Annotated in this window: 17 protein-coding genes and 1 pseudogene; 7 read left to right on the plus strand and 11 right to left on the minus strand. The window is 65.1% G+C overall.

The annotated features are described in order from the left end of the window. The first annotated feature begins 55 nt into the window (after positions 1-55). Together IF690_RS19880 and IF690_RS19885 are read left to right on the plus strand one after the other, a co-directional pair. The gene (locus tag IF690_RS19880) at positions 56-1,186 is read left to right on the plus strand and encodes an HlyD family secretion protein (RefSeq protein ID WP_202697054.1); all 1,131 of its coding nucleotides are present in this window, start codon (positions 56-58) and stop codon (positions 1,184-1,186) included. After that, positions 1,183-2,775 carry a DHA2 family efflux MFS transporter permease subunit gene (locus IF690_RS19885; RefSeq protein WP_202697055.1) on the plus strand — a complete coding sequence of 531 codons (1,593 nt, stop codon included), beginning with the start codon at positions 1,183-1,185 and terminating at the stop codon, positions 2,773-2,775. Before IF690_RS19880 ends, IF690_RS19885 begins: the two co-directional genes overlap by 4 nt. 9 nt (positions 2,776-2,784) lie before the next feature. Here IF690_RS19885 and IF690_RS19890 read toward each other — a convergent pair whose 3' ends face one another. From IF690_RS19890 to IF690_RS19910, 5 genes and pseudogenes are all read right to left on the minus strand, one after another. Next, positions 2,785-3,225, minus strand: a complete 441-nt coding sequence (locus tag IF690_RS19890) for a carboxymuconolactone decarboxylase family protein (protein WP_202697056.1) — start codon at positions 3,223-3,225, stop codon at positions 2,785-2,787. A gap of 223 nt (positions 3,226-3,448) precedes the next feature. Then, positions 3,449-4,888: a mechanosensitive ion channel family protein gene (locus IF690_RS19895; protein ID WP_096374947.1), complete on the minus strand. Its 1,440-nt coding sequence runs from the start codon at positions 4,886-4,888 to the stop codon at positions 3,449-3,451. 412 nt (positions 4,889-5,300) lie between these two features. Next, a complete protein-coding gene (gene ycaC, locus IF690_RS19900; protein ID WP_202697057.1) occupies positions 5,301-5,927 on the minus strand; it encodes an isochorismate family cysteine hydrolase YcaC in 627 nt (208 codons plus the stop codon). A gap of 57 nt (positions 5,928-5,984) precedes the next feature. After that, positions 5,985-6,196, minus strand: a pseudogene (locus IF690_RS19905) (hydrolase); the annotation flags it as partial. A 70-nt stretch (positions 6,197-6,266) separates the two neighbouring features. Beyond that, complete coding sequence (locus IF690_RS19910) at positions 6,267-7,133, minus strand: pirin family protein (RefSeq protein ID WP_202697058.1); 867 nt, start codon at positions 7,131-7,133, stop codon at positions 6,267-6,269. 108 nt (positions 7,134-7,241) lie between these two features. Here IF690_RS19910 and IF690_RS19915 point away from each other — a divergent pair, with 108 nt between their 5' ends. From IF690_RS19915 to dkgB, 3 genes are all read left to right on the plus strand, one after another. After that, positions 7,242-8,150, plus strand: coding sequence for a LysR family transcriptional regulator (locus IF690_RS19915; RefSeq protein ID WP_202697059.1), 909 nt, complete (start codon positions 7,242-7,244; stop codon positions 8,148-8,150). A gap of 124 nt (positions 8,151-8,274) precedes the next feature. After that, positions 8,275-8,814: a PaaI family thioesterase gene (locus tag IF690_RS19920; RefSeq protein ID WP_202697060.1), complete on the plus strand. Its 540-nt coding sequence runs from the start codon at positions 8,275-8,277 to the stop codon at positions 8,812-8,814. Between the two features lie 189 nt (positions 8,815-9,003). Then, positions 9,004-9,807, plus strand: coding sequence for a 2,5-didehydrogluconate reductase DkgB (gene dkgB, locus IF690_RS19925; RefSeq protein WP_202697061.1), 804 nt, complete (start codon positions 9,004-9,006; stop codon positions 9,805-9,807). 4 nt (positions 9,808-9,811) lie between these two features. Here the strand turns inward: dkgB and IF690_RS19930 are convergent, their stop codons facing one another. From IF690_RS19930 to IF690_RS19955, 6 genes are all read right to left on the minus strand, one after another. After that, complete coding sequence (locus IF690_RS19930; RefSeq protein ID WP_202701648.1) at positions 9,812-10,291, minus strand: ANTAR domain-containing protein; 480 nt, start codon at positions 10,289-10,291, stop codon at positions 9,812-9,814. Between the two features lie 440 nt (positions 10,292-10,731). Continuing rightward, positions 10,732-11,151 (minus strand): hypothetical protein, encoded by a 420-nt coding sequence (locus tag IF690_RS19935; RefSeq protein WP_202697062.1) that lies wholly within the window; start codon positions 11,149-11,151, stop codon positions 10,732-10,734. Positions 11,152-11,312: 161 nt separating this feature from the next. Next, entirely contained in the window at positions 11,313-12,029 is a 717-nt protein-coding gene (locus tag IF690_RS19940; RefSeq protein ID WP_202697063.1) for an MgtC/SapB family protein, read from the minus strand. Between the two features lie 285 nt (positions 12,030-12,314). Beyond that, complete coding sequence (mgtA, locus tag IF690_RS19945; protein ID WP_202697064.1) at positions 12,315-15,080, minus strand: magnesium-translocating P-type ATPase; 2,766 nt, start codon at positions 15,078-15,080, stop codon at positions 12,315-12,317. A gap of 581 nt (positions 15,081-15,661) precedes the next feature. Beyond that, a complete protein-coding gene (locus IF690_RS19950; protein WP_202697065.1) occupies positions 15,662-16,996 on the minus strand; it encodes a lysine N(6)-hydroxylase/L-ornithine N(5)-oxygenase family protein in 1,335 nt (444 codons plus the stop codon). Positions 16,997-17,127: 131 nt separating this feature from the next. Then, a complete protein-coding gene (locus tag IF690_RS19955) occupies positions 17,128-17,610 on the minus strand; it encodes a sigma-70 family RNA polymerase sigma factor (protein ID WP_286673830.1) in 483 nt (160 codons plus the stop codon). Positions 17,611-17,945: 335 nt separating this feature from the next. Here IF690_RS19955 and IF690_RS19960 point away from each other — a divergent pair, with 335 nt between their 5' ends. Beyond that, positions 17,946-19,118 carry an efflux RND transporter periplasmic adaptor subunit gene (locus tag IF690_RS19960; RefSeq protein ID WP_202697067.1) on the plus strand — a complete coding sequence of 391 codons (1,173 nt, stop codon included), beginning with the start codon at positions 17,946-17,948 and terminating at the stop codon, positions 19,116-19,118. Next, positions 19,119-21,092, plus strand: coding sequence for a MacB family efflux pump subunit (locus tag IF690_RS19965; protein ID WP_202697068.1), 1,974 nt, complete (start codon positions 19,119-19,121; stop codon positions 21,090-21,092). Positions 21,093-21,098: the final 6 nt, after the last annotated feature.

Consider the following 21,098-nt stretch of genomic DNA (forward strand, 5'->3'; position numbering starts at 1 on the left):
AAAATATTACAGACATCATATTTCAACCATAATATTTTCACCCAAGGTACCTGCCATGACCAGCCTGCCCGCCATCGACCCTGTCACTGTCGCCACCCTCCCGGCCGCGGTCAGGCCACCTTTGCTCAAGCGCCTGCTACTCGCCACCCTGGCGCTGGTGGCCCTGGCGGCACTGGGGTTCTACGGCCTGCACTGGTGGACCAGCGGGCGTTTTATCGAACAGACCGACGACGCTTATATAGGCGGCGACGTGACAGTGATCGGACCCAAGGTGTCCGGCTACATCGAGCAGGTGCTGGTCAGCGACAACCAACGGGTCAAGGCCGGCGACCTGCTGATCCGCCTCGACTCGCGGGATTACCGCGCCAGCCTGGCCAAGGCCGAAGGCGCGGTGGCCGCCGAGGAAGCGCTGCTGGCCAACCTGGATGCCACCGAACAGCTGCAGCACGCGGTGATCAGCCAGGCCCGCGCCGGGGTCGACGCCACCGCCGCGGAAATGACCCGCTCGCGCGACGACAATGCCCGCTACAAACGCCTGGTGGGCAGCTCGGCGGTGTCGGTGGAAAGCGCGCAGCGGGCCGAGGCCGGCTTCAAGACCGCCCAGGCCCTCAACACCCGGGCCCAGGCCGAACTGCTGGCGACCCAGCGCCAACTGCAAGTGATCGCCACCCAGAAACTGCAAGCCAAGGCCGCCTTGCTCCAGGCCCGCGCCGAGCGCGACCTGGCGCAACTGAACCTGGGCTACACGGAAATCCGCGCGCCCATGGACGGGGTGATCGGCAACCGCCGGGCGCGCAATGGCGCCTACACCCAGGCCGGCGCGCAACTGCTGTCGCTGGTGCCGGCCAGCGGCCTGTGGGTGGACGCCAACTTCAAGGAAGACCAGTTGCAACACATGACCCCGGGCCAGCGCGTGGTGATCCGCGCCGACGTGCTGCCAGGCCGGACATTCCACGGCCACCTCGACAGCCTGGCGCCGGCCACTGGCTCGCAGTTCAGCGTGCTGCCACCGGAAAACGCCACCGGCAACTTCACCAAGATCGTCCAGCGGGTGCCGGTGCGGGTGATCCTCGACCCACAGGACGCGGTACTCGGCCAACTGCGCCCCGGCCTGTCGGTGACGGCCGCGGTCAACACCCGCAGCGAACCGGCAGCGCCTGAACCCGCCGTGGCCAGCGCGCCATGAGCCGCGCCCTCGCCGCCCCGGCCCAGCCCGTGAATCCGGCCAGCATGGCCACGGCGACCAAGGTCTTCGCCTTCGCCACTATGTGCATGGGCATGTTCATCGCCCTGCTGGATATCCAGATCGTCTCGGCCTCTTTGCGCGACATCGGCGGCGGGCTGTCGGCCGGCACCGATGAAACCGCCTGGGTGCAGACCAGTTACCTGATCGCCGAAATCATCGTCATCCCGCTGTCGGGCTGGTTGTCCCGGGTGTTCTCCACGCGCTGGCTGTTCTGCGCCTCGGCGGTCGGCTTCACCCTGGCCAGCCTGCTGTGCGGCGTGGCCTGGAACATCCAGAGCATGATCGTGTTCCGCGCCCTGCAGGGGTTTCTCGGCGGCTCGATGATCCCCCTGGTGTTCACCACCGCGTTCTTTTTCTTTACCGGCAAGCAGCGGGTGATCGCCGCGGCAACCATCGGCGCGGTGGCGTCCCTGGCACCGACCCTGGGCCCGGTGATCGGCGGCTGGATCACCGAGGTGTCGAGCTGGCACTGGCTGTTCTACATCAACCTGCTGCCGGGAATTTTCGTCGCCGTGGCGGTGCCTATGCTGGTCCGGATCGACCAGCCGGAACTGGCGCTGCTCAAGGGCGCCGACTACCTGAGCATGCTGTTGCTCGCGGTGTTTCTCGGCTGCCTGGAATACACCCTGGAAGAAGGCCCGCGCTGGAACTGGTTCAGCGACAGCACCCTCCTCGCCACCGCCTGGGTTTCTGGATTGGCCGGCCTGGCCTTTATCGGCCGCACCCTGCACGTGGCCAACCCGATCGTCGACCTGCGCGCCCTGAAGGACCGCAATTTCGCCCTCGGCTGTTTCTTCTCCTTCATCACCGGCATCGGCCTGTTCGCCACCATCTACCTGACGCCGCTGTTTCTCGGTCGGGTGCGTGGCTACAGCGCACTGGATATCGGCATGGCGGTGTTTTCCACCGGGGTGTTCCAGGTGCTGGCGATCCCGCTGTATGCGTTCCTCGCCAACCGCGTCGACCTGCGCTGGATCATGATGGCGGGCCTGGGACTGTTCGCCTTGTCGATGTGGGATTTCAGCCCCATCACCCATGACTGGGGGGCCAGGGAACTGCTGCTGCCGCAAGCCTTGCGCGGCATCGCCCAGCAGCTGGCGGTGCCGCCGGCGGTGACCCTGACCCTGGGCGGGCTGGCGCCGGCGCGGCTCAAGCATGCCTCGGGGCTGTTCAACCTGATGCGCAACCTCGGCGGCGCCATCGGCATCGCTGCCTGTGCCACCATTCTCAACGACCGCACCAACCTGCACTTCACCCGCCTGGCCGAACACCTCAACAGCAGCAACGAAGCGCTCAACCAATGGCTGGCGCGGGTCGGCGGCAACTTCGCGGCGCTGGGCCAGAGCGGTGACGAAGGCATCAGCGCCAGCCTGCGCCAGCTCTGGCAACTGACCTACCGCGAGGCGCAGACGCAAACCTACGGCGATGCGTTCCTGATGATCATGGTCTGCTTTATCGTCGCCACGGCCATGGTGCCCCTGATGCGCAAGGTCACCCCGCCGCCGGCGCCGCCAGCCGACGGCCATTGAACCTCGGCATCAGGCCTGGGGCATTTTGCGGAAGCCCACGGCCAGGCGGTTCCAGCTGTTGATGGTGGCGATGGCCAGGCTCAGGTCGACCTGTTCGCTGGGGCTGAACTGGCTGCTCAGCAGCTCGTAGTCGGCATCCGGGGCGTGGGTCTCGCTGACCCGGGTCAGCGACTCGGTCCAGGCCAGGGCGGCGCGTTCGCGGTCGGTGAAGAACGGTGCTTCGCGCCAGACCGAGACCGCGTACAGGCGACGCTCGGTTTCCCCGCTCTTGCGCGCGTCGGCGGTGTGCATGTCGACGCAGAAGGCACAACCGTTGATCTGCGAGGCGCGCAACTTCACCAGCTCGATCAGCGACTTTTCCAGGGGCAGTTTCGAGACCGCGGTTTCCAGCGCGATCATGGCTTTGAGGGCGTCCGGCGAAGCGGTGTAGAAGTCGATACGCGATTGCATGGGGTGGCTCCAGGTCACAGTGAATGTGAAGCCAGATTAAGCTTGGGCCGGGCCCGGACCAATGACCAATTCCGCCGAAGACCGGGTGACCAATCGCCCCCGGCCCAACGACGATCTTCTGTAGGAGCGCAGCTTGCTCGCGATCCGCGCAGCGGCCATTCACCGTAGTGCCTGGGCTGGCGTCATCGCGAGCAAGCTGCGCTCCTACAAGATCGGGTGGGGGTCAGGCGCGCCGGCGCAGCCACTGCATGAAGCCTTTTTTCAGCACTGGCCGCGGGGTTTCCTGGGTCAGGGTCTGGGCGATGTGCTGGCGGAAATCCAGGAGGTTTTTCATCGCCTCGTTGATATCGCGCCGCGCGTCCAGGCACGGCTTGAGGTACTCGTTTTCGATGCGGTACAGGGTGCAGAAGGTCTTGGCCGAGAAGTCCGCCGCGTTCGCCTGATCGGCGATGCCCGCCTCGCCTATCACTTCGCCCGGCCCCATGCGCCCGGCCTCGAACGGCTTGCCATCGCGGATCAGGCTGACCGAGACCACCCCCGACTCGATGATCAGCAGGTGATCGCTGACCTCGCCCGCCGGCAGGATGGTCTCGCCGGCGCGGAAGGTTTGCAGGGTCATGTTCTGGCTGAAGGTTTCCTTCTCCTCCTGGCGCAGGGTGGAGAAGATGCTCGAGCTGTCCAGCAGCGCCCGCGGTCGCGACAGGTTGGCCGCCACGCTGCTTTCACCGGTGGACAGCAGGCTCACGCCGGACGCCTGCAGGTGACGGAAGGCCAGGTCGAACAACTGGTTGCGCACTTCGCGCTTCTGGCCCATGGAGGCCACGAAGCCGCTGATTTCATATTCCACCCCGGCATTGCCCGAGCTTTTCAAGGCCACGCTGGGGGCCGGCTTGGGGAGCAGGAAGCGGCAACCGAGCATAGCCCGCTCCAGCGCCTCGATCACCGTTTGCGGCCGCGCATGGGGGCTGACCTGGAGGCTGATGGACAGCCCGTGCATATCGGCGGGACGGCTGAAGTTGATGATCTTGGCCTTGGCCGCCAGGGAGTTGGGGATCACCGCCATGCTGCCCTGGGAGGTCTGCAGCCGGGTGGCGCGCCAGTCGATGTCGGTCACCCGGCCTTCGGTGCCGTCGATGGAGATCCAGTCATCGAGCTGATAAGGCTTGGTGGTGTTCAGCACGATGCCGGAGAACACATCGCTGAGGGTGCTTTGCAGCGCCAGGCCGACAATGATCGCCACCGCGCCCGAGGTGGCCAGCACGCCCTTGACCGGCAGCTCCAGCACATAGGCCATGGCGGCGATGATGGCGATCAGGAAAATCACCGCGCCCATCAGGTCCTGCAGCAGCCGCCCGGTATGCCCGACCCGTTGCATCATCAGGGTGCCGAGCAGCACCGTCAGGGTCCGCGCGCCGAACAGCCACCAACCGATCTGCAACCCGGTGGCGGCCAGGTGCAGCGGCACGTCCTCCGGCCAGGGCGCCGCCTGCATCGGGTTCAGGCCCTGGTTGAACAGCAGTACGCTGTACAGGGTGAAGATCAGCACCCGCACCAGCAGCTTCCAGTAACCGCCCCGCGCACCGATCAAGCGCCACAGCAGCATGTCCAGCAGGATCAGGACCAGCGCGGCGAACAGCGGGTGGTCGGCGAACAGAATCGACATCAAGCAACTCCAGCACAGTCAGAGGCGCGACAATCTCACAGAAGCGACCTTGCAGGTATAGCCGGCAAAACAAAAACAGGGGCCTCATGGGAGGCCCCTGCCTGCAACGCCTTCATTCACCTCTGTAGCCGCTGGCGCAGCCTGCGTTCGGCGGCGTAGCCGTCGTCAAGGCCGAGCACGCGGTTCGACAGGCGGACCGCATGCCCTGGCTCACGCTTGCTGCGCAAGCGATCGCAGCCTTCGGCAGCGGCTACAGGTATGGTCACCGTGTAGCCGCTGCCGAGCCTTGGCGAGGCTGCGATCGACTGCGTAGCAGTCGCCAAACCCGACGCCAGCGCAGTCCAGGCTCATCGCGTTGCCAGGTTTACGGGCTACGCCCCGATCGCAGCCTTCGCCAACAGCTACCAGCAGGTCATTTGCCGGTGGTCAGGGTGGTGTAGCTGGTGATCAGGTTGCGGTAGTCCGGAATGTGGTTGGAGAACAAGGTGCCCAGGCCCTCGATGTCGTTGCGCCAGTCGCGGTGCAGCTCGCAGGCCAGGCCGAACCAGGTCATCAACTGCGCGCCGGCGGTGGACATGCGGTTCCATGCCGAATCGCGCGTCAGTTCATTGAAGGTGCCGGAGGCATCGGTCACCACGAACACCTCGAAGCCTTCTTCCAGGGCCGACAGCGCCGGGAACGCCACGCAGACCTCGGTCACCACGCCGGCGATGATCAGTTGCTTCTTGCCGGTGGCCTTGACCGCCTTGACGAAGTCTTCGTTGTCCCAGGCGTTGATCTGCCCAGGCCGGGCGATGTACGGCGCGTCCGGGAACAGCGCCTTGAGCTCGGGCACCAGCGGGCCGTTGGGGCCGGTCTCGAAGCTGGTGGTGAGGACGGTCGGCAACTTGAAGTACTTGGCCAGGTCGGCCAGGGCCAGCACGTTGTTCTTGAACTTGTCCGGGTCGATATCACGCACCAGGGACAGCAGGCCGGCCTGGTGGTCGACCAGCAGCACGGCGGCGTTGTTTTTGTCGAGACGCTTGTAGGTAGTGGTCATGGTGTAGTCCTCGCTTCTTGGTAGATGCCGACTGGAAGTCGGCGTGGGGGTGTTCGTTCAGCGCCGGGAAGCCAGCACTGCGTGCTCATTCGCCACTTGCCGGGCCTTGAGGTAGCTCTCGATCAGCAACTGACAGTGCGGCATGGCCTGGGCCTAGACCGCGGCCCACCGCTCGGCATCCGGGCGGTTCCACGAACCCTGCAGTTCGGAAAGCGTAGCCATGATGCCGATCGGCACCGCCCGGCCAGGGCCGGGCGGGCAATGGTCAGAGGCGCTTCCTGGTGAATTTCCGGGACCGGCGGGCCTGGAACCGGCCTACGCGTCCCGTGCAAGTCGGTGTCAGCCGGGCATCTGGCCGAAACGGCCGGACTGGAAGTCGACGAATGCCTGGTGGATCTCGGCCTCGCTGTTCATCACGAACGGGCCGTGGCCGACGATGGGCTCGTCGATCGGTTCGCCGCTGAGCAACAGCACCGCCGCGTCGTTGTTGGCTTCCAGGCTGAGCTGGTCGCCATCGCGTTCGAACAGCACCAGCTGGCCTTCGCGCACCAGTTCCTGGCCATTGACCTGGACCGTGCCGCGCAGCAGCACCAGGGCGGTGTTGCGCCCCTGGTGCAGGTCGAGGCTCAGGGGCTTGCCGGCATTCAGGCGGATGTCCCAGACGTCGATCGGGGTGAAGGTACGCGCCGGGCCCTTGACGCCGTCGAACTCGCCGGCGATCAGCCGCAGGGTGCCGGCCTTGCCCTTCAGGGCGATGGCCGGAATGTCGCCATCGAGGATGGTCTGGTAACCGGGGGCGGCCATCTTGTCCCGCGCCGGCAGGTTGACCCACAGCTGGACCATCTCCAGGGTGCCGCCGGACTTGGCGAACGCTGCGGAGTGGAACTCCTCATGGAGAATCCCCGAGGCCGCAGTCATCCATTGCACGTCGCCAGGGCCGATCTTGCCGCCGCTGCCGGTGGAGTCGCGGTGCTCCACTTCGCCCTTGTAGACGATGGTCACGGTTTCGAAGCCGCGATGGGGATGCTGGCCCACGCCACGGCGCCCCTGGGTCGGAGTGAATTCAGCCGGGCCGGCATGGTCGAGCAGCAGGAACGGGCTGATGTGCTTGCCCAGGTTGTCGTAGGAAAACAGCGTACGTACCGGAAAGCCGTCGCCCACCCAATGGGCCCGTGGGCTGGTGTAGATACCGATGATGTTTTTCATGTGGGTGTCTCCGAAATGGGTGAGTTATTTCGTTGGATACACCTTAAAACCCATACCTTTGATGCACTAGACTGCAAAAATCGCCCTTAGCGTTCTATCTGGAGAACGATGGTGGAAGACCTCAACACCCTCTATTACTTCACCCAGGTCGTCGAACACCGTGGTTTCGCCGCCGCCGGGCGCGCCCTCGACATGCCCAAGTCCAAGCTCAGCCGGCGCATCGCCCAGCTCGAGGAACGCCTCGGCGTGCGCCTGATTCACCGCACCAGCCGCCACTGTTCGCTCACCGAGATCGGCCATGAGTACTACCAGCGTTGCCTGGCGATGCGCGTGGAAGCGGAAAGCGCCGCGGAGGTCATCGAGCGCAACCGTTCCGAACCCCAGGGCCTGGTGCGCATCAGTTGCCCGACCGCGCTGCTCAATTCCTGGGTCGGGCCGATGCTGACCCGCTACATGCTCAAGTACCCGCTGGTGGAACTGTTCATCGAGAGCACCAACCGCCGGGTCGACGTGATCCACGAAGGTTTCGACATCGCCCTGCGGGTGCGCTTCCCGCCGCTGGAAAGCAGCGACCTGGTGATGAAGGTGCTGGGCAACAGCACCCAGTGCCTGGTCGGCCACCCGGACTTTCTCGCGCGGCTGTCGAGCCCCGCCTCGCCCGCCGACCTCAGCGGCCTGCCGAGCCTGCACTGGGGCTCGGCGCAGCGCGAATACCAGTGGGAGCTGTTCGGCCCGAACGAGGCCCTGGCGCAGATTCGCTACAAGCCGCGGATGGTCACCGACGACCTGATCGCCCTGCGCCAGGCGGCCCTGGCGGGGATCGGCATCGTCCACCTGCCCAGCGTGGTGGTGCGCGACAATGTGGCCGCCGGGCGCCTGGTGCAGTTGGTACCGGACTGGGCGCCCAAGTGCGGGATCGTCCATGCGATCTTCCCGTCGCGCCGTGGCCTGCTGCCGTCGGTGCGCACCCTGATCGACTTTCTCGGCGAGGAGTTCAGCCGTAGCGATATGACCTGAGGATGCGCTCGAGGTGAAGCCAGGCCGGATCTTCCGACCTATGGCGTTTTTGACACTGGCCCGGATAATATTTCGAGCATAATATTTTGCTCGTCAGCTTATTCCGCCCAGCGAGGAAACGCCCATGCACAGCCCATCACGCGAGGCCACCCTGGCCCAGTGGATTGCCCAGGAACAGGCCATCCGCGCGCGCCTGGCCGGCCCAGGCAGCCTGTCCCTGGCCGAAGTCAGCGCCCTGTCCCCCAGCGAATTCTTCGCAGGGATCGGCAACGGCGAATTGCCCTCGCCGCCCATCGGCACGCTGATGGACTTCATCCCCATCGAATGGTCCGCCGGGCACTTCGTGTTCCAGGGCACCCCGGATGCCCGGCATTACAACCCGCTGGGCAGCGTGCACGGCGGTTATGCCGCGACCTTGCTGGACTCCTGCATGGGCTGCGCGATCCACACCCGGCTGGACAAGGGCCAGGGCTACACCACCCTGGACCTGCGCATCAGCTATGTACGGGCCCTGACCGGCAGCAGCGGGCCGATCCGCGCCGAAGGCAAGATCGTCCACCTGGGCCGCTCCACCGCCCTGGCCGAAGGTCGGATCTACGACGTCGATGGTCGCCTGTACGCCACCGGTTCAACTACCTGCATGATTCTCCAAGCTCGTGGCTGAACCCGTCGCGTGTGGAGTCGGGGGATCGATCGGGGTCGCCCGGCGGCTCCTGAGGGGGCGTGCGCCGTCTCTGTGGCAGCCGGGGATATTCGTGATTCGCGGTAAAGATTCCTTTGCCTGTCCGGCGGTTTTTCTCAAAGGTGCGGACCGGGATACTCGTGGCCTTTCCACTGCCATCTGGAGTCATCCATGTCTGTACCTGCTTTCGGCCTCGGCACCTTTCGCCTGCAAGGCCAGGTCGTCATCGACTCGGTCAGCGCCGCGCTCGAGCTGGGCTACCGGGCGATCGACACCGCACAGATCTACGAGAACGAAGCCGAGGTCGGCCAGGCCATCGCCGACAGCGGCATCCCCCGCGACGAGCTGTTCGTCACCAGCAAGATCTGGGTCGCCAATTTCGCCCGCGACAAGCTGATCCCCAGCCTCAAGGACAGCCTGCGCAAGCTGCGGACCGACTACCTTGACCTGACCCTGATCCACTGGCCGTCCCCGGATAACCAGGTGCCGGTCGAAGAGTTCATGGCGGCGCTGCTGGAAGCCAGGCAACTGGGGCTGACCCGGCAGATCGGTGTTTCCAACTTCACCAACGACCTGATGAAACAGGCCATCGCCGCGGTCGGCGCCGAACACATCGCCACCCACCAGATCGAACTGCATCCTTACCTGCAGAACCGCAAGGTCGTGGAGTTCGCGCAAAGCCAGGGGATTCACATCACCTCGTACATGACGCTGGCCTACGGTGAAGTGCTCAAGGACCCGATCATCCAGCAGATCGCCGAGCAGCATCGGGCGACGCCGGCTCAAGTGACCCTGGCCTGGGCCATGCAATCGGGTTATGCGGTGATTCCCTCCTCGACCAGGCGCGCGAACCTGGAAAGCAACCTCAAGGCCTGTGCCCTGACCCTGGGCGAGGCAGAGATGCAACGCATCGCCAGTCTGGAGCGCGGTCATCGCCTGACCAGCCCCGCCGGCATTGCGCCGGCGTGGGACTGAGGTCCTAGCGCACCACGGCATTCAACCTGATGCCATCGGATGCGATCTCTTCCTCATTGGAACTGCTGGGAAACTTTCCGGCCGCCAGGGTCTTGCTCCGGCGGCCGGTGTCGATGGTGCCCATCAAACGGCTGATGGTCTCCTGGTCCGGCACCGGCAGGCTGCTGATATACATCTTGCGCTGCGGACCGAGTGGAATCGAAGGCACACCAAGAAGCTCGCAGTCATAGACCAGCACATGACGGATCTGCGGGTTATCCATGCAGAACGCCACGATATCGAGCCGGGCCTGCCCCCCCAGCGAGGCGTTGATGATCAGCAGGTCCATTGGCTCACTGCCATATTCCACGATGTTCAACACCTCGATGAGTCGATGGATCGGTGCGATCCGGTAATAGCCCAGTTGGTTCAGCACCCGCTCGATCTTCATTCGATGAAAATGCTGTTCATCGGCAATCAGGATTCGTAACGTTTTATTCGGCATTTTTGCGACCATGAAAAAAGTCTGAGAGGACAGGCTCCAAGCCTACGAACAAAGGCTAGGGGAGCAGCCGAGTGTTTTCTCTAAGGGATTTCTGAAAAGCCCTACTCCGCATGACTAAAATGCGCCTTTCCCCTAATGCCAGTCAGTTAAGCGATGGGCTCGACCGGCCGCTCCTACAAAAAGCCTTAACTGATCGGCATTAGCCTTTCCCCTACTTCTTGAGCCCGAAATGTTCGTTTCCCCGGGATATCCGCCCGCATCGGCGGTACACAACGGGTATCGACGGGCGGCCTTGGGTCCTGTTTCCTGCCCGGTCCGGATGGAGACAAAAGACCTGCCCGGCCCCGGCAGCGGCCATCGGAAAACCACAGGACGGGCAGTAATGCGCCTGCAGTAGCACGACGCAAACCCTGTTCGACTGCCGGGGGCCATTCCGGCATTCAGAAGGCTCGGTCTTTGCCCGAGGAGGCGGGAGGATTGATATGGGCAATGAAGCGCTGGAGGATCTCCTGCGTTGCGCCACGCACCCAGAGAACCTCCTGTAGCGCAGAGGCACCGAGGACCACCGGCAATGCATGTTCGCTGCGACCGCCATAGATCATGGCATGGCGGATCTGCGGGTTGCCCTGGCAGAACACACCGGCGTCCACCCCGGCGGCAAGCGCCAGCTCGCCGCTGAGCAGCAACAGGTCGAAGTTCTCGAAGGGCTCGCAGGAATAGTGAGTCAGGGTCACCAGTTCGCGGAAAGACCCCACCGCCGCGACACGGAAATACCCCAGGCCACTCAACAAACGCTGGATGCGCCCACACTGCTCCCGGGACGCGTCGGCAATCAATATTCTCAAGCGTTTGTCGGGCATCGGCGTGGCAACTCTCGGTTGAACACAGAGGTTCGACAGACTATCCGATGGCCCCGGGCCGACTCTTTAAGACGATTCCCAAAAATCGCTGTGGACAGACATTTTTTCCCCTCGGCACAGGCCTGCCGTTTACAGGCGCCTCGACCCAGCGATTGAGCGGTCTATTCGGTGGTACTGGGGCTCCAGAATGCCTGCTCCACCAGGGCCGAGGTGGACAGGCGCGCCACCAGCGCGTCGAGTTCGTCGCCGTCCACCGAGGTGGTGGCCAGGGTGGCTTCGATCTCCACGTCGTCGTTGCCGAAGGCATGGACGTCGATATCGCTGGCCGGGTAGTTGCTGCGCTCCAGCTCCGCTTCGAGCAGGGCGAACACAGCCTTCTGCTTGGAACGATGGGCGATGACATAGACGATATTGGTGACCTCGGCGGAGACCACGTCCAGCGGCTGGCGGTTGATGTTGTTGACGATCGGCCGCAGCAAGGTATTGGCCGCCAGCACGAACAGCGTGCCGAGAAAGGCCTCGAGGATCAGGTCGGCACCGGCGCAGGCACCCACCGCCGCCGAGGCCCAGAGGGTGGCCGCGGTGTTCAGGCCACGCACGTTGCCCTCCTCGCGCATGATCACCCCGGCACCGAGAAAACCGATGCCGGACACCACGTAGGCCACCACCCGCACCGCGCCTTCGGCGCCGCCGAGGCGGTTGGCCATGTCGACGAAAATCGCCGCGCCCACCGCCACCAGCACGTTGGTGCGCAGGCCGGCGGTGCGCTGCCGGTATTGGCGCTCGAAACCGATCAGGCCGCCGAGGATAAAGGCCGCGCTGAGGCTGACCAGGGTGTCCACCAGGGAGGTCAGGTTGATGTTCTGGAGTGCTTGCATGCATCAAGTCCTTGAGTACGCGACGGTCGGCTGCCCCTACAGGATAGGTGCACTTTGCCGGAGCGAGCAGACGGGCCCCGACCGCCCGCGATGAGAACGGCCAGGGTGCCGGGTATCTTGCACCGGCAGGTATTACGAGCAGATGGCGATTGCCGGTTAACCCTGTAGCCGCTGCCGCAGGCTGCGATCGGCCCGCAGGGCCGTGGCGATCGTGCCAACGCCGGAGGACCTGCGGTCCTGGCGCAGCCTGCGGCAGCGGCTACAGGATTGGGTGCGGCGTTGCGCTCATTGCCAGCCGAACCGGCGGATATAAAAGCCCTTCACCGCCTGGGTCAGCGCCATGTACGCCAGCAGGATCGCCGGCAGGAACACGAAGTACAGCGACGGCAGCGCCTGCAGCTTGAAGTAGTGCGCCAGCGGGCCCATGGGCAGGAAGATGCCGATGGCCATGATCACTCCTGTCATCACCAGCAGCGGCATGGCCGCGCGGCTTTGCAGGAAGGGGATCTTCGGCGTGCGGATCATGTGCACGATCAGGGTCTGGGTCAGCAGCCCGACCACGAACCAGCCGGACTGGAACAGCGCCTGGTGGTCCGGAGTATTGGCGTCGAACACGTACCACATCAGGGCGAAAGTGCCGATGTCGAAGATCGAGCTGATCGGCCCGAAAAACAGCATGAAGCGCCCGACGTCCGCTGGTTGCCAGCGCTGGGGCCGGGCCAGCATGTCGTCATCGACGTTGTCGAACGGGATGGCGATCTGGGAAATGTCGTACAGCAGGTTCTGCACCAGCAGGTGCATCGGCAGCATCGGCAGGAATGGAATGAAGGCGCTGGCCACCAGTACCGAGAACACGTTGCCGAAGTTCGAGCTGGCGGTCATCTTGATGTACTTGAGCATGTTGGCGAAGGTCCGCCGCCCTTCCAGCACGCCCTCCTCCAGTACCATCAGGCTTTTTTCCAGGAGGATGATGTCCGCCGCCTCCTTGGCGATGTCCACGGCGCTGTCCACCGAAATGCCGATGTCCGCGGTGCGCAATGCCGGTGCGTCGTTGATGCCGTCGCCCATGAAGCCGACCACGTGGCCATTGTCCTTGAGCAGGCGGACGATACGCTCCTTGTGCGAGGGCGTGAGCCGGGCGAAGACGTTGGTGGTTTCCACGGCCTTGGCCAGTTGTTCGTCGCTCATGCGCTCGATGTCGTTGCCCAGCAGCAGGCCCTGTTGCTCCAGGCCGACTTCGCGACAGATCTTCGCCGTCACCAGCTCGTTGTCGCCGGTCAGCACCTTCACCGCCACGCCATGGGCGGCCAGGGCCTGGAGCGCCGGCGCGGTGCTTTCCTTGGGCGGGTCGAGGAACGCCACGTAGCCGATCAGGGTCAGCCCCTGCTCGTCCGCCAGGCTGTAGCGGTCGCGGCCCCGCGGCATCGGCCGGGCGGCCACGGCCACCACCCGCAGGCCCTCGCCGTTGAACCCGGCGGTGACCTGGCGAATCCGCGCCAGCAACTCGTCGCTGAGCATTTCCTCGGCGGCGCCATGGCGCACCCGGGTGCACACCGCCAGCACTTCCTCCACCGCGCCCTTGCAGATCAGCAGGTGTGCATGCTCCTTCTCGGCAACCACCACCGACATGCGCCGCCGGTTGAAGTCGAAGGGAATCTCGTCGACCTTCTGGAACGCCGTGCCGACCCGCAGCTCGCGCTGCACTTCGACATGCTCCAGCACCGCCACGTCCAGCAGGTTCTTCAGGCCCGTCTGGTAGTAGCTGTTCAGGTAGGCCATTTCCAGCACGTCCTCGGACTCTTCCCCCCAGACATCCACATGCCGGGCGAGGAAGATCTTGTCCTGGGTCAGGGTGCCGGTCTTGTCGGTGCACAGCACGTCCATGGCGCCGAAGTTCTGGATCGCGTCCAGGCGCTTGACGATGACCTTCTTGCGCGACAGGAACACCGCGCCCTTGGCCAGGGTCGAGGTGACGATCATCGGCAGCATTTCCGGGGTCAGGCCCACGGCGATGGACAGCGCGAACAGCAGCGCCTCCATCCAGTCGCCTTTGGTGAAGCCGTTGATGAACAGCACCAGCGGCGCCATGACGAACATGAAGCGGATCAGCAGCCAGCTGACCTTGTTCACCCCGTTCTGGAACGAAGTCGGCGCCCGGTCGGTGGCCCCGACCCGCTGGGCCAGGGCGCCGAAATAGGTGGCGTTGCCGGTGGCCAGGACCAGCGCGGTGGCCGCGCCGGACACCACGTTGGTGCCCATGAACAGGATGTTGTCCAGCTCCAGCGGGTTGAGGGTGGCGGCGTCCTGCTGGCGCGGGAATTTCTCCACCGGCAGCGATTCGCCGGTCATCGCCGCCTGGCTGACGAACAGGTCCTTGGCGCTGAGCACCCGGCAATCGGCGGGGATCATGTCGCCGGCCGAAAGCTGGATCAGGTCGCCCGGCACCAGTAGCCGGATCGGCAGCTCCAGGCGTTGCAGGCCCTGGTGCGCCACCGCCGCGCCAGGCAGCCTGGCGAACACCGACGGCGCGCTATCGACCACATCGCGCCGCAGTACAGTGGCGGTGTTGCCGACCATCGCCTTGAGGGCGTCGGCGGCCTTGTTCGACTTGGCCTCCTGCCAGAAACGCAGCAACGTGGAGAGCACCACCATGGACAAGATCACCGTGGCCGCCTTCATGTCTTCGGTCAGCCAGGAGATCACCGCCAGCAGGGTCAGCAGCAGGTTGAAGGGGTTCTTGTAGCAATGCCACAGGTGCGTCCACCAGGGCAGCGGCTGCTCGTGCTCGACCTCGTTGAGGCCATGCCGTTCGCGCAGGGCCCGGGCCTCGGCCTCGCTCAGGCCATCGGTGTGGCTGCCGAAGCGTTGCAGCAGCTGCGCGGCCTCGTCGTTGGCCGCGGCCACCAGGGTCTGCGCCAGGCTGGGCGGCAGGTCGCGGCTGACGCTGGCGTCGCTGAAGCTTTCCAGCAAGGCCAGGCGGCGAAAGTGCCGGGCGAAATGCCGGGTCCGCAGGAAGCCGGCAAAAAACTCTTTGAGCAGGGTGAGGTTCATGGTGTGTCCCCTAACGGTCGGCGCCGGGAGACTCACAGCCGGGTATGGTCCGCCGACCGCGCAAGCAGGCGCAGCCGTAGCGCGGCGATGCGGCGCCAGGCCAGGCATCACCCACTGTTGCAGTGTCGATGAGAAGGACATCGGGAACGGGCCCTGAAGGCCACGATCGGGAAGCCGCCGCTCGCTGTCATGGCGAGACAACGGCGCAAAAAAAGCGGGCGCGTTATCTTGCCGGGAAGGCGCCGGTTATCGAAACCGGCCGACTACTGTCACTCGAACAAGTACCCACTGTGGATCTGCCCTTGATGGAAAACGCGCGCAGCTTACGCCGCGGTTTTTGCCGAGTAAATCGATGGAAAAGGCCCGGGCGGGGGAATCGAAAAGTTCTTCAGCGAAGGTTCAGGAAGGGGCCGACAGAGAAGGCCAAGCGCTAGGAAATACGGGGGGATCGAAGACGTTGGACCTGTAGGAGCAGCCGGTCGACGCTCGATTGCTCGCGAAGCGTCGGACCCGCCAATGGAGCCTGCAAGCCGGACCATTTTTTCGCGAGCAAGCTCGCTCCTACACCGTTACCCGGACAATCAGCTGGCGGTGGCCAGCAACAGGTCGCGCACCGAACGGCTGTGGCGGCCCTTGTCGTGCTCGTACAGCGAGGCGGCGATTTCCTCGGCACGGATTGGCAACACCGACAGCAAGGTGTCGCTCAGGCCATGGCTGGCCTGGCTGAAGCCCTGGGTGTAGATGCCGGCCTTGCAGCGCTCGTCGGTGATGACCCGGTAGTTGCGGTCCACTTCGAAATCGCCCAGGTAGGCTTCCAGCGGCGCCAGCAATGCGCGGTGGGTCTGGCGCTCGTAGCCGGTGGCCAGGATCACCGCGTCGTAGAGCCGGGGGCTCAGCTCGCCGGTGGAAGTGTCGCGCAGCAGCAGTTCGATGCCCTGTTCAGTGGCGGTGGCCTTCTCCACGGTGGTCAGGGTGCGGAAGGCATGGCGCGCGATGCCGGAGACTTTCTGCCGATAGAGAATCCCGTAGATGCGTTCGATCAGGTCGACGTCCACCACCGAATAGTTGGTGTTCTGGTACTCGTGGACCAGGCGCTCGCGCTCGCCCCTGGGCTTCTGGAACACCCGGTCGGTGAAGGCCGGCGAGAACACTTCGTTGACGAACGGGCTGTCGTCCGCCGGCTTCAGCGCCGAACCGCGCATCAGCATGTCCACCTGCACCGACGGGAAGCTGTCGTTGAGGTCGATGAAGGCCTCCGCCGCGCTCTGCCCGCCACCGATGATCGCCACGTTCATCGGCTTGCCGCGGGTGCACGGCTGGTTGGCCATGCGCTCCAGGTAGTGCGCGTGGTGGAACACCCGGCCGTCGTCCTTGAGCGCCTTGAAGGTATCCGGGGTCAGCGGCGTGCCGCCAGGGCTGACCACCACCGAACGGCTGGTACGGACGAATTCCTGGCCCTGGCTGTCACAGGAAATCACCCGCAGCGCCTCGACCTGCTGGTTGTGCAGCACCGGCTCGACGGCCAGCACTTCTTCGCCGTAGCGGCTCTGCTCCTGGAAGTGCCCGGCGACCCAGCGCAGGTAGTCGTTGAACTCCATGCGGCACGGATAGAAGGTGCCCAGGTTGATGAAGTCCACCAGGCGGCCGTGGTGCTTGAGGTAGTTGACGAAGGAGTACGGGCTGGTCGGGTTGCGCAGGGTCACCAGGTCCTTGAGAAAGGAAATCTGCAGGTCGCTCTGGGCCACCAGGGTGTTGCCGTGCCAGCGGTAATCGGCCTGCTTGTCGAGAAACAGCGCGTCCAGCGGCCCCTGGATCTGGCCACGTTCTTCCAGCGCGATAGCCAGCGCCAGGTTCGAGGGGCCGAAACCGATACCGATCAGGTCGTGAACGATGGTCGATGCAATTGCCTGTGTCATTTCCAGTGTCCTCTGGATAAATCCCTCAACGCGGGGAGAAATCGACGGTGACCTGATCGGCCCATGGCGAGGCAGCAGGTCGTCTGTTGAGTAGGAACGAGGACAGTGAAAAAAAATTTAACCAGGAAGGATCAATGGGCGTCCCACTGCCGGACCCGCACCCGGCAATGTTTCATCGCGTTGACGATGTGCTTCTCCACCAGGCTGCGGGAAATCCCCAGGCGCTCGGCGATCTCGGGGTGGGACAGGCCTTCGAGCTTGCGCAGCAGGAAGCTTTCCCGGCACAGCACCGGCAGCTCCGCCAGTGCCCGTTGCAGCATGTCCAGGCGCTGGCCGTGGTCGATGCTGGTTTGTGGCGACGGGCTGAAGAAGCGCTCTTCATTGTCGAGCACATCCAGCGGCTCGACCTGGCGCAAGGCGTTGCGCCGATGGCCGTCGATCACCAGGTTCAGCGCGGTGCGATAGAGGAAGGCCCGCGGTTGCTCGATCGGCGTGTCGCTGGAGCGCTCCAGCACCCGCACGTAAGCGTCATGCACCACATCTTCGGCCACCTGCAGGTTGCCCAGCTTGGCGTTGAGGAAACACACCAGCTCGCGATAGTAGTTTTCCAACACGACTCCCGACCGCGATACGCGGCTTTGTCCTTGAGCACAACCGGCGCCCCGCCCCTGGGCAGGCGATTCGATGATGGCAGTTTAGAAGTGGCGTAATTTATAGTAATTCTCATATAGATTTAAAGTGCTGCGTCGGTCAGGCGGATTTATTTTCGTCGCCTGACCTGTAATCCCCTGCACCTGTAACGCCATGTGTCATGGCTTAAATTCCCCCCGGCGCTTCTCGTCTACCTGACAGCTCCCCGTATCTGTCGCGCCATCGACAGCCTCCTGCCCTGCCCACGCCCCTGGGCCCGGCCGGTCGACGGGCCGACTTCCATTGGCCGGAACCCTGCATGAAACGTCCCCGTCATCCCCGACGCGCCCTGCTTGTCACCCTGTGTCTGATTCCCATCGTCGCCCTCGCCGCCTGGCAGATCCTGCCGCCGGGGCGCGACCAGTTCGCCACCGTGCAGGTCAGCCGCGGCACCATCGAAAGCAGCGTGACCGCCCTGGGCACCCTGCAACCGCGGCGTTATGTCGACGTCGGCGCCCAGGCGTCCGGGCAGATCCGCAAGATCCACGTCGAAGCCGGCGACCCGGTCAAGCAGGGCCAGCTGCTGGTGGAGATCGACCCCGCCACCCAGCAGGCCAAGCTCGACGCCAGCCGCTTCTCCATCGAGAACCTGCAGGCCCAGCTGCAAGAGCAGCGGGCGCAGAACGAGCTGGCCCGGCAGAAGTACCGGCGCCAGCAGAACCTCGCCGCCGGCGGCGCGACCCGCGACGAAGACGTGCAGACCGCCCGCGCCGAACTCAAGGCCACCCAGGCGCGGATCGACATGATCCAGGCGCAGATCCGCCAGGCCCAGGCCAGCCTGCGCAGCGACCAGGCCGAGCTGGGCTATACGCGGATCTACGCGCCGATGTCCGGCACCGTGGTCGCGGTGGACGCCCGCGAAGGCCAGACCCTCAACGCCCAGCAGCAGACGCCGTTGATCCTGCGCATCGCCCGGCTGTCGCCGATGACGGTCTGGGCCGAAGTCTCCGAAGCCGATATCGGCCACGTCAAACCGGGCATGAGCGCCTACTTCACCACCTTGAGCGGCGGCGCCCGGCGCTGGACCAGCACCGTGCGGCAGATCCTGCCGATCCCGCCCAAGCCGCTGAACGAAAGCAGCCAGGGCAGCGGCAGCCCCAACAGTTCGAGCAAGAGCGGCAGCGGCCGGGTGGTGCTCTACACCGTACTGCTGGATGTGGATAACGCCGACAATGCGTTGATGGCCGAAATGACCGCCCAGGTGTTTTTTGTCGCCGACCGCGCCCAGGACGTTCTCACCGCGCCGATTGCCGCCTTGCAAAGCGGCGCCGACAGCGGCGTGCAGCTGGCCCGGGTGGTGGCGAAAAACGGTTCGATCGAGGAGCGCAAGGTACGGGTCGGCATCAGTGACCGCTTGCGTATCCAGGTCCTGGACGGCCTCGTCGAAGGCGATCACCTGCTGATCGGTCCCGCACAAGGCAGCGGAGGCTGAATGCAGACCCCGCTGATCGACCTCAAGGGCATCCGCAAATCCTACGGCGGCGGTGACACGCCGCAAGTGGACGTGCTGCGTGGCATCGACCTGTCGATCCATGCCGGCGAATTCGTCGCCATCGTCGGTGCTTCCGGCTCCGGCAAATCGACGCTGATGAACATCCTCGGCTGCCTCGACCGCCCGACCTCGGGCGAATACCTGTTCGCCGGGGAAAACGTCGCCCGGCTGGGCAGCGACGAACTGGCCTGGCTGCGCCGCGAAGCCTTCGGCTTCGTGTTCCAGGGCTACCACCTGATCCCGTCCGGCTCGGCCCAGGAAAACGTCGAGATGCCGGCGATCTATGCCGGCACCCCGGCGGCCGAGCGCCACGCCCGCGCCGCCGCCCTGCTCGAGCGCCTGGGCCTGGCCAGCCGCACCGGCAACCGCCCGCACCAGTTGTCCGGCGGCCAGCAGCAGCGGGTGTCGATCGCCCGCGCGCTGATGAACGGCGGCCACATCATCCTCGCCGACGAACCCACCGGCGCCCTCGACAGCCACAGCGGCGCCGAGGTCATGGCGCTGCTCGACGAACTGGCCAGCCAGGGCCACGTGGTGATCCTCATCACCCACGACCGCGAAGTCGCGGCCCGGGCCAAGCGCCTCATCGAAATCCGCGACGGCGAGATCGTCAGCGACACCGCCGACGACCACCCCGAGGTCCAGGCCAGCGCCAGCGGCGGTGCCCTGCAGGCGGTGGACCTGCGCCAGCGCCTGGCCGACGGCAGCGAACACAATGGCGCCTGGAAAGGCGAACTGCTGGACGCCGTGCAGGCGGCCTGGCGGGTGATGTGGATCAACCGTTTCCGCACCGCCCTGACCCTCTTGGGGATCGTCATCGGCGTGGCCTCGGTGGTGGTGATGCTGGCGGTGGGCGAAGGCAGCAAGCGCCAGGTCATGGCGCAGATGGGCGCCTTTGGCTCGAACATCATTTACTTGAGCGGCTACATGCCCAACCCGCGCACCCCGCCCGGCATCATCACCCTCGACGACGTCGCCGCCCTGGCCGCCCTGCCGCAGGTCAAGCGCATCATGCCGGTCAATGGCGCCGAGGCCGGCGTGCGCTTCGGCAATGTCGACCACACCAGCTACGTCGGCGGCAACGACACCCACTTCCCGGCCATCTTCAACTGGCCGGTGGTCGAGGGCAGCTATTTCACCGAGGCCGACGAGCGCGGCGCGGCGGCCGTGGCGGTGATCGGCAAGAAAGTCCGCGACAAGCTGCTCAAGGACGTGGCCAACCCCATCGGCCAGTACATCCTGATCGAGAACGTGCCGTTCCAGGTGGTCGGCGTGCTGGCGGAAAAAGGCGCCAGCTCCGGCGACCAGGACAGCGACGACCGCATCGCCATCCCCTACTCCGCCGCGAGCATCCGCCTGTTCGGCAGCCACAACCCGGAGTACGTGGCGATCGCCACCAGCGATGCGCGCAAGGTCAAGGAGGCCGAACAGGCCATCGACCAGTTGATGCTGCGCATGCACGGCGGCAAGCGCGACTTCGAGCTGACCAACAACGCGGCGATGATCCAGGCCGAGGCCCGGACCCAGAACACCCTGTCGCTGATGCTCGGCGCCATCGCCGCGATCTCGCTGCTGGTGGGCGGCATCGGGGTGATGAACATCATGCTCATGACCGTGCGCGAACGCACCCGCGAGATCGGCATCCGCATGGCCACCGGCGCCCGCCAGCGCGACATCCTGCGCCAGTTCCTCACCGAGGCGGTGATGCTCTCGGTGGTCGGCGGCCTGGCCGGGATCGGCGTGGCGCTGATCATCGGCGGCATCCTGATCCTCAGCGAAGTGGCGGTGGCCTTCTCCCTGGTGGCGGTCCTGGGCGCCTTCGCCTGCGCCCTGGTCACCGGCGTCGTCTTCGGCTTCATGCCGGCCCGCAAAGCAGCCCGACTCGACCCGGTCACGGCCCTCACCAGTGAATGATCGACC

The organism is Pseudomonas sp. SK3(2021), assembly GCF_016772375.1.
GTDB lineage: Bacteria > Pseudomonadota > Gammaproteobacteria > Pseudomonadales > Pseudomonadaceae > Aquipseudomonas > Aquipseudomonas chlororaphis_I.

Excerpts from the sequence above, each read along its gene's own strand:
- IF690_RS19895 (WP_096374947.1), bottom strand. The coding sequence starts at position 4,888 with ATGTCGATTCTGTTCGCCGACCACCCGCTGTTCGCCGCGCTGGTCCTG.
- IF690_RS19935 (WP_202697062.1), bottom strand. The coding sequence starts at position 11,151 with ATGCCCGACAAACGCTTGAGAATATTGATTGCCGACGCGTCCCGGGAG.
- IF690_RS19880 (WP_202697054.1), top strand. The coding sequence starts at position 56 with ATGACCAGCCTGCCCGCCATCGACCCTGTCACTGTCGCCACCCTCCCG.
- IF690_RS19890 (WP_202697056.1), bottom strand. The coding sequence starts at position 3,225 with ATGCAATCGCGTATCGACTTCTACACCGCTTCGCCGGACGCCCTCAAA.
- mgtA (WP_202697064.1), bottom strand. The coding sequence starts at position 15,080 with ATGAACCTCACCCTGCTCAAAGAGTTTTTTGCCGGCTTCCTGCGGACC.
- IF690_RS19920 (WP_202697060.1), top strand. The coding sequence starts at position 8,275 with ATGCACAGCCCATCACGCGAGGCCACCCTGGCCCAGTGGATTGCCCAG.
- IF690_RS19910 (WP_202697058.1), bottom strand. The coding sequence starts at position 7,133 with ATGAAAAACATCATCGGTATCTACACCAGCCCACGGGCCCATTGGGTG.
- IF690_RS19950 (WP_202697065.1), bottom strand. The coding sequence starts at position 16,996 with ATGACACAGGCAATTGCATCGACCATCGTTCACGACCTGATCGGTATC.
- IF690_RS19940 (WP_202697063.1), bottom strand. The coding sequence starts at position 12,029 with ATGCAAGCACTCCAGAACATCAACCTGACCTCCCTGGTGGACACCCTG.
- IF690_RS19930 (WP_202701648.1), bottom strand. The coding sequence starts at position 10,291 with ATGCCGAATAAAACGTTACGAATCCTGATTGCCGATGAACAGCATTTT.
- IF690_RS19960 (WP_202697067.1), top strand. The coding sequence starts at position 17,946 with ATGAAACGTCCCCGTCATCCCCGACGCGCCCTGCTTGTCACCCTGTGT.
- ycaC (WP_202697057.1), bottom strand. The coding sequence starts at position 5,927 with ATGACCACTACCTACAAGCGTCTCGACAAAAACAACGCCGCCGTGCTG.
- dkgB (WP_202697061.1), top strand. The coding sequence starts at position 9,004 with ATGTCTGTACCTGCTTTCGGCCTCGGCACCTTTCGCCTGCAAGGCCAG.
- IF690_RS19885 (WP_202697055.1), top strand. The coding sequence starts at position 1,183 with ATGAGCCGCGCCCTCGCCGCCCCGGCCCAGCCCGTGAATCCGGCCAGC.
- IF690_RS19915 (WP_202697059.1), top strand. The coding sequence starts at position 7,242 with ATGGTGGAAGACCTCAACACCCTCTATTACTTCACCCAGGTCGTCGAA.
- IF690_RS19965 (WP_202697068.1), top strand. The coding sequence starts at position 19,119 with ATGCAGACCCCGCTGATCGACCTCAAGGGCATCCGCAAATCCTACGGC.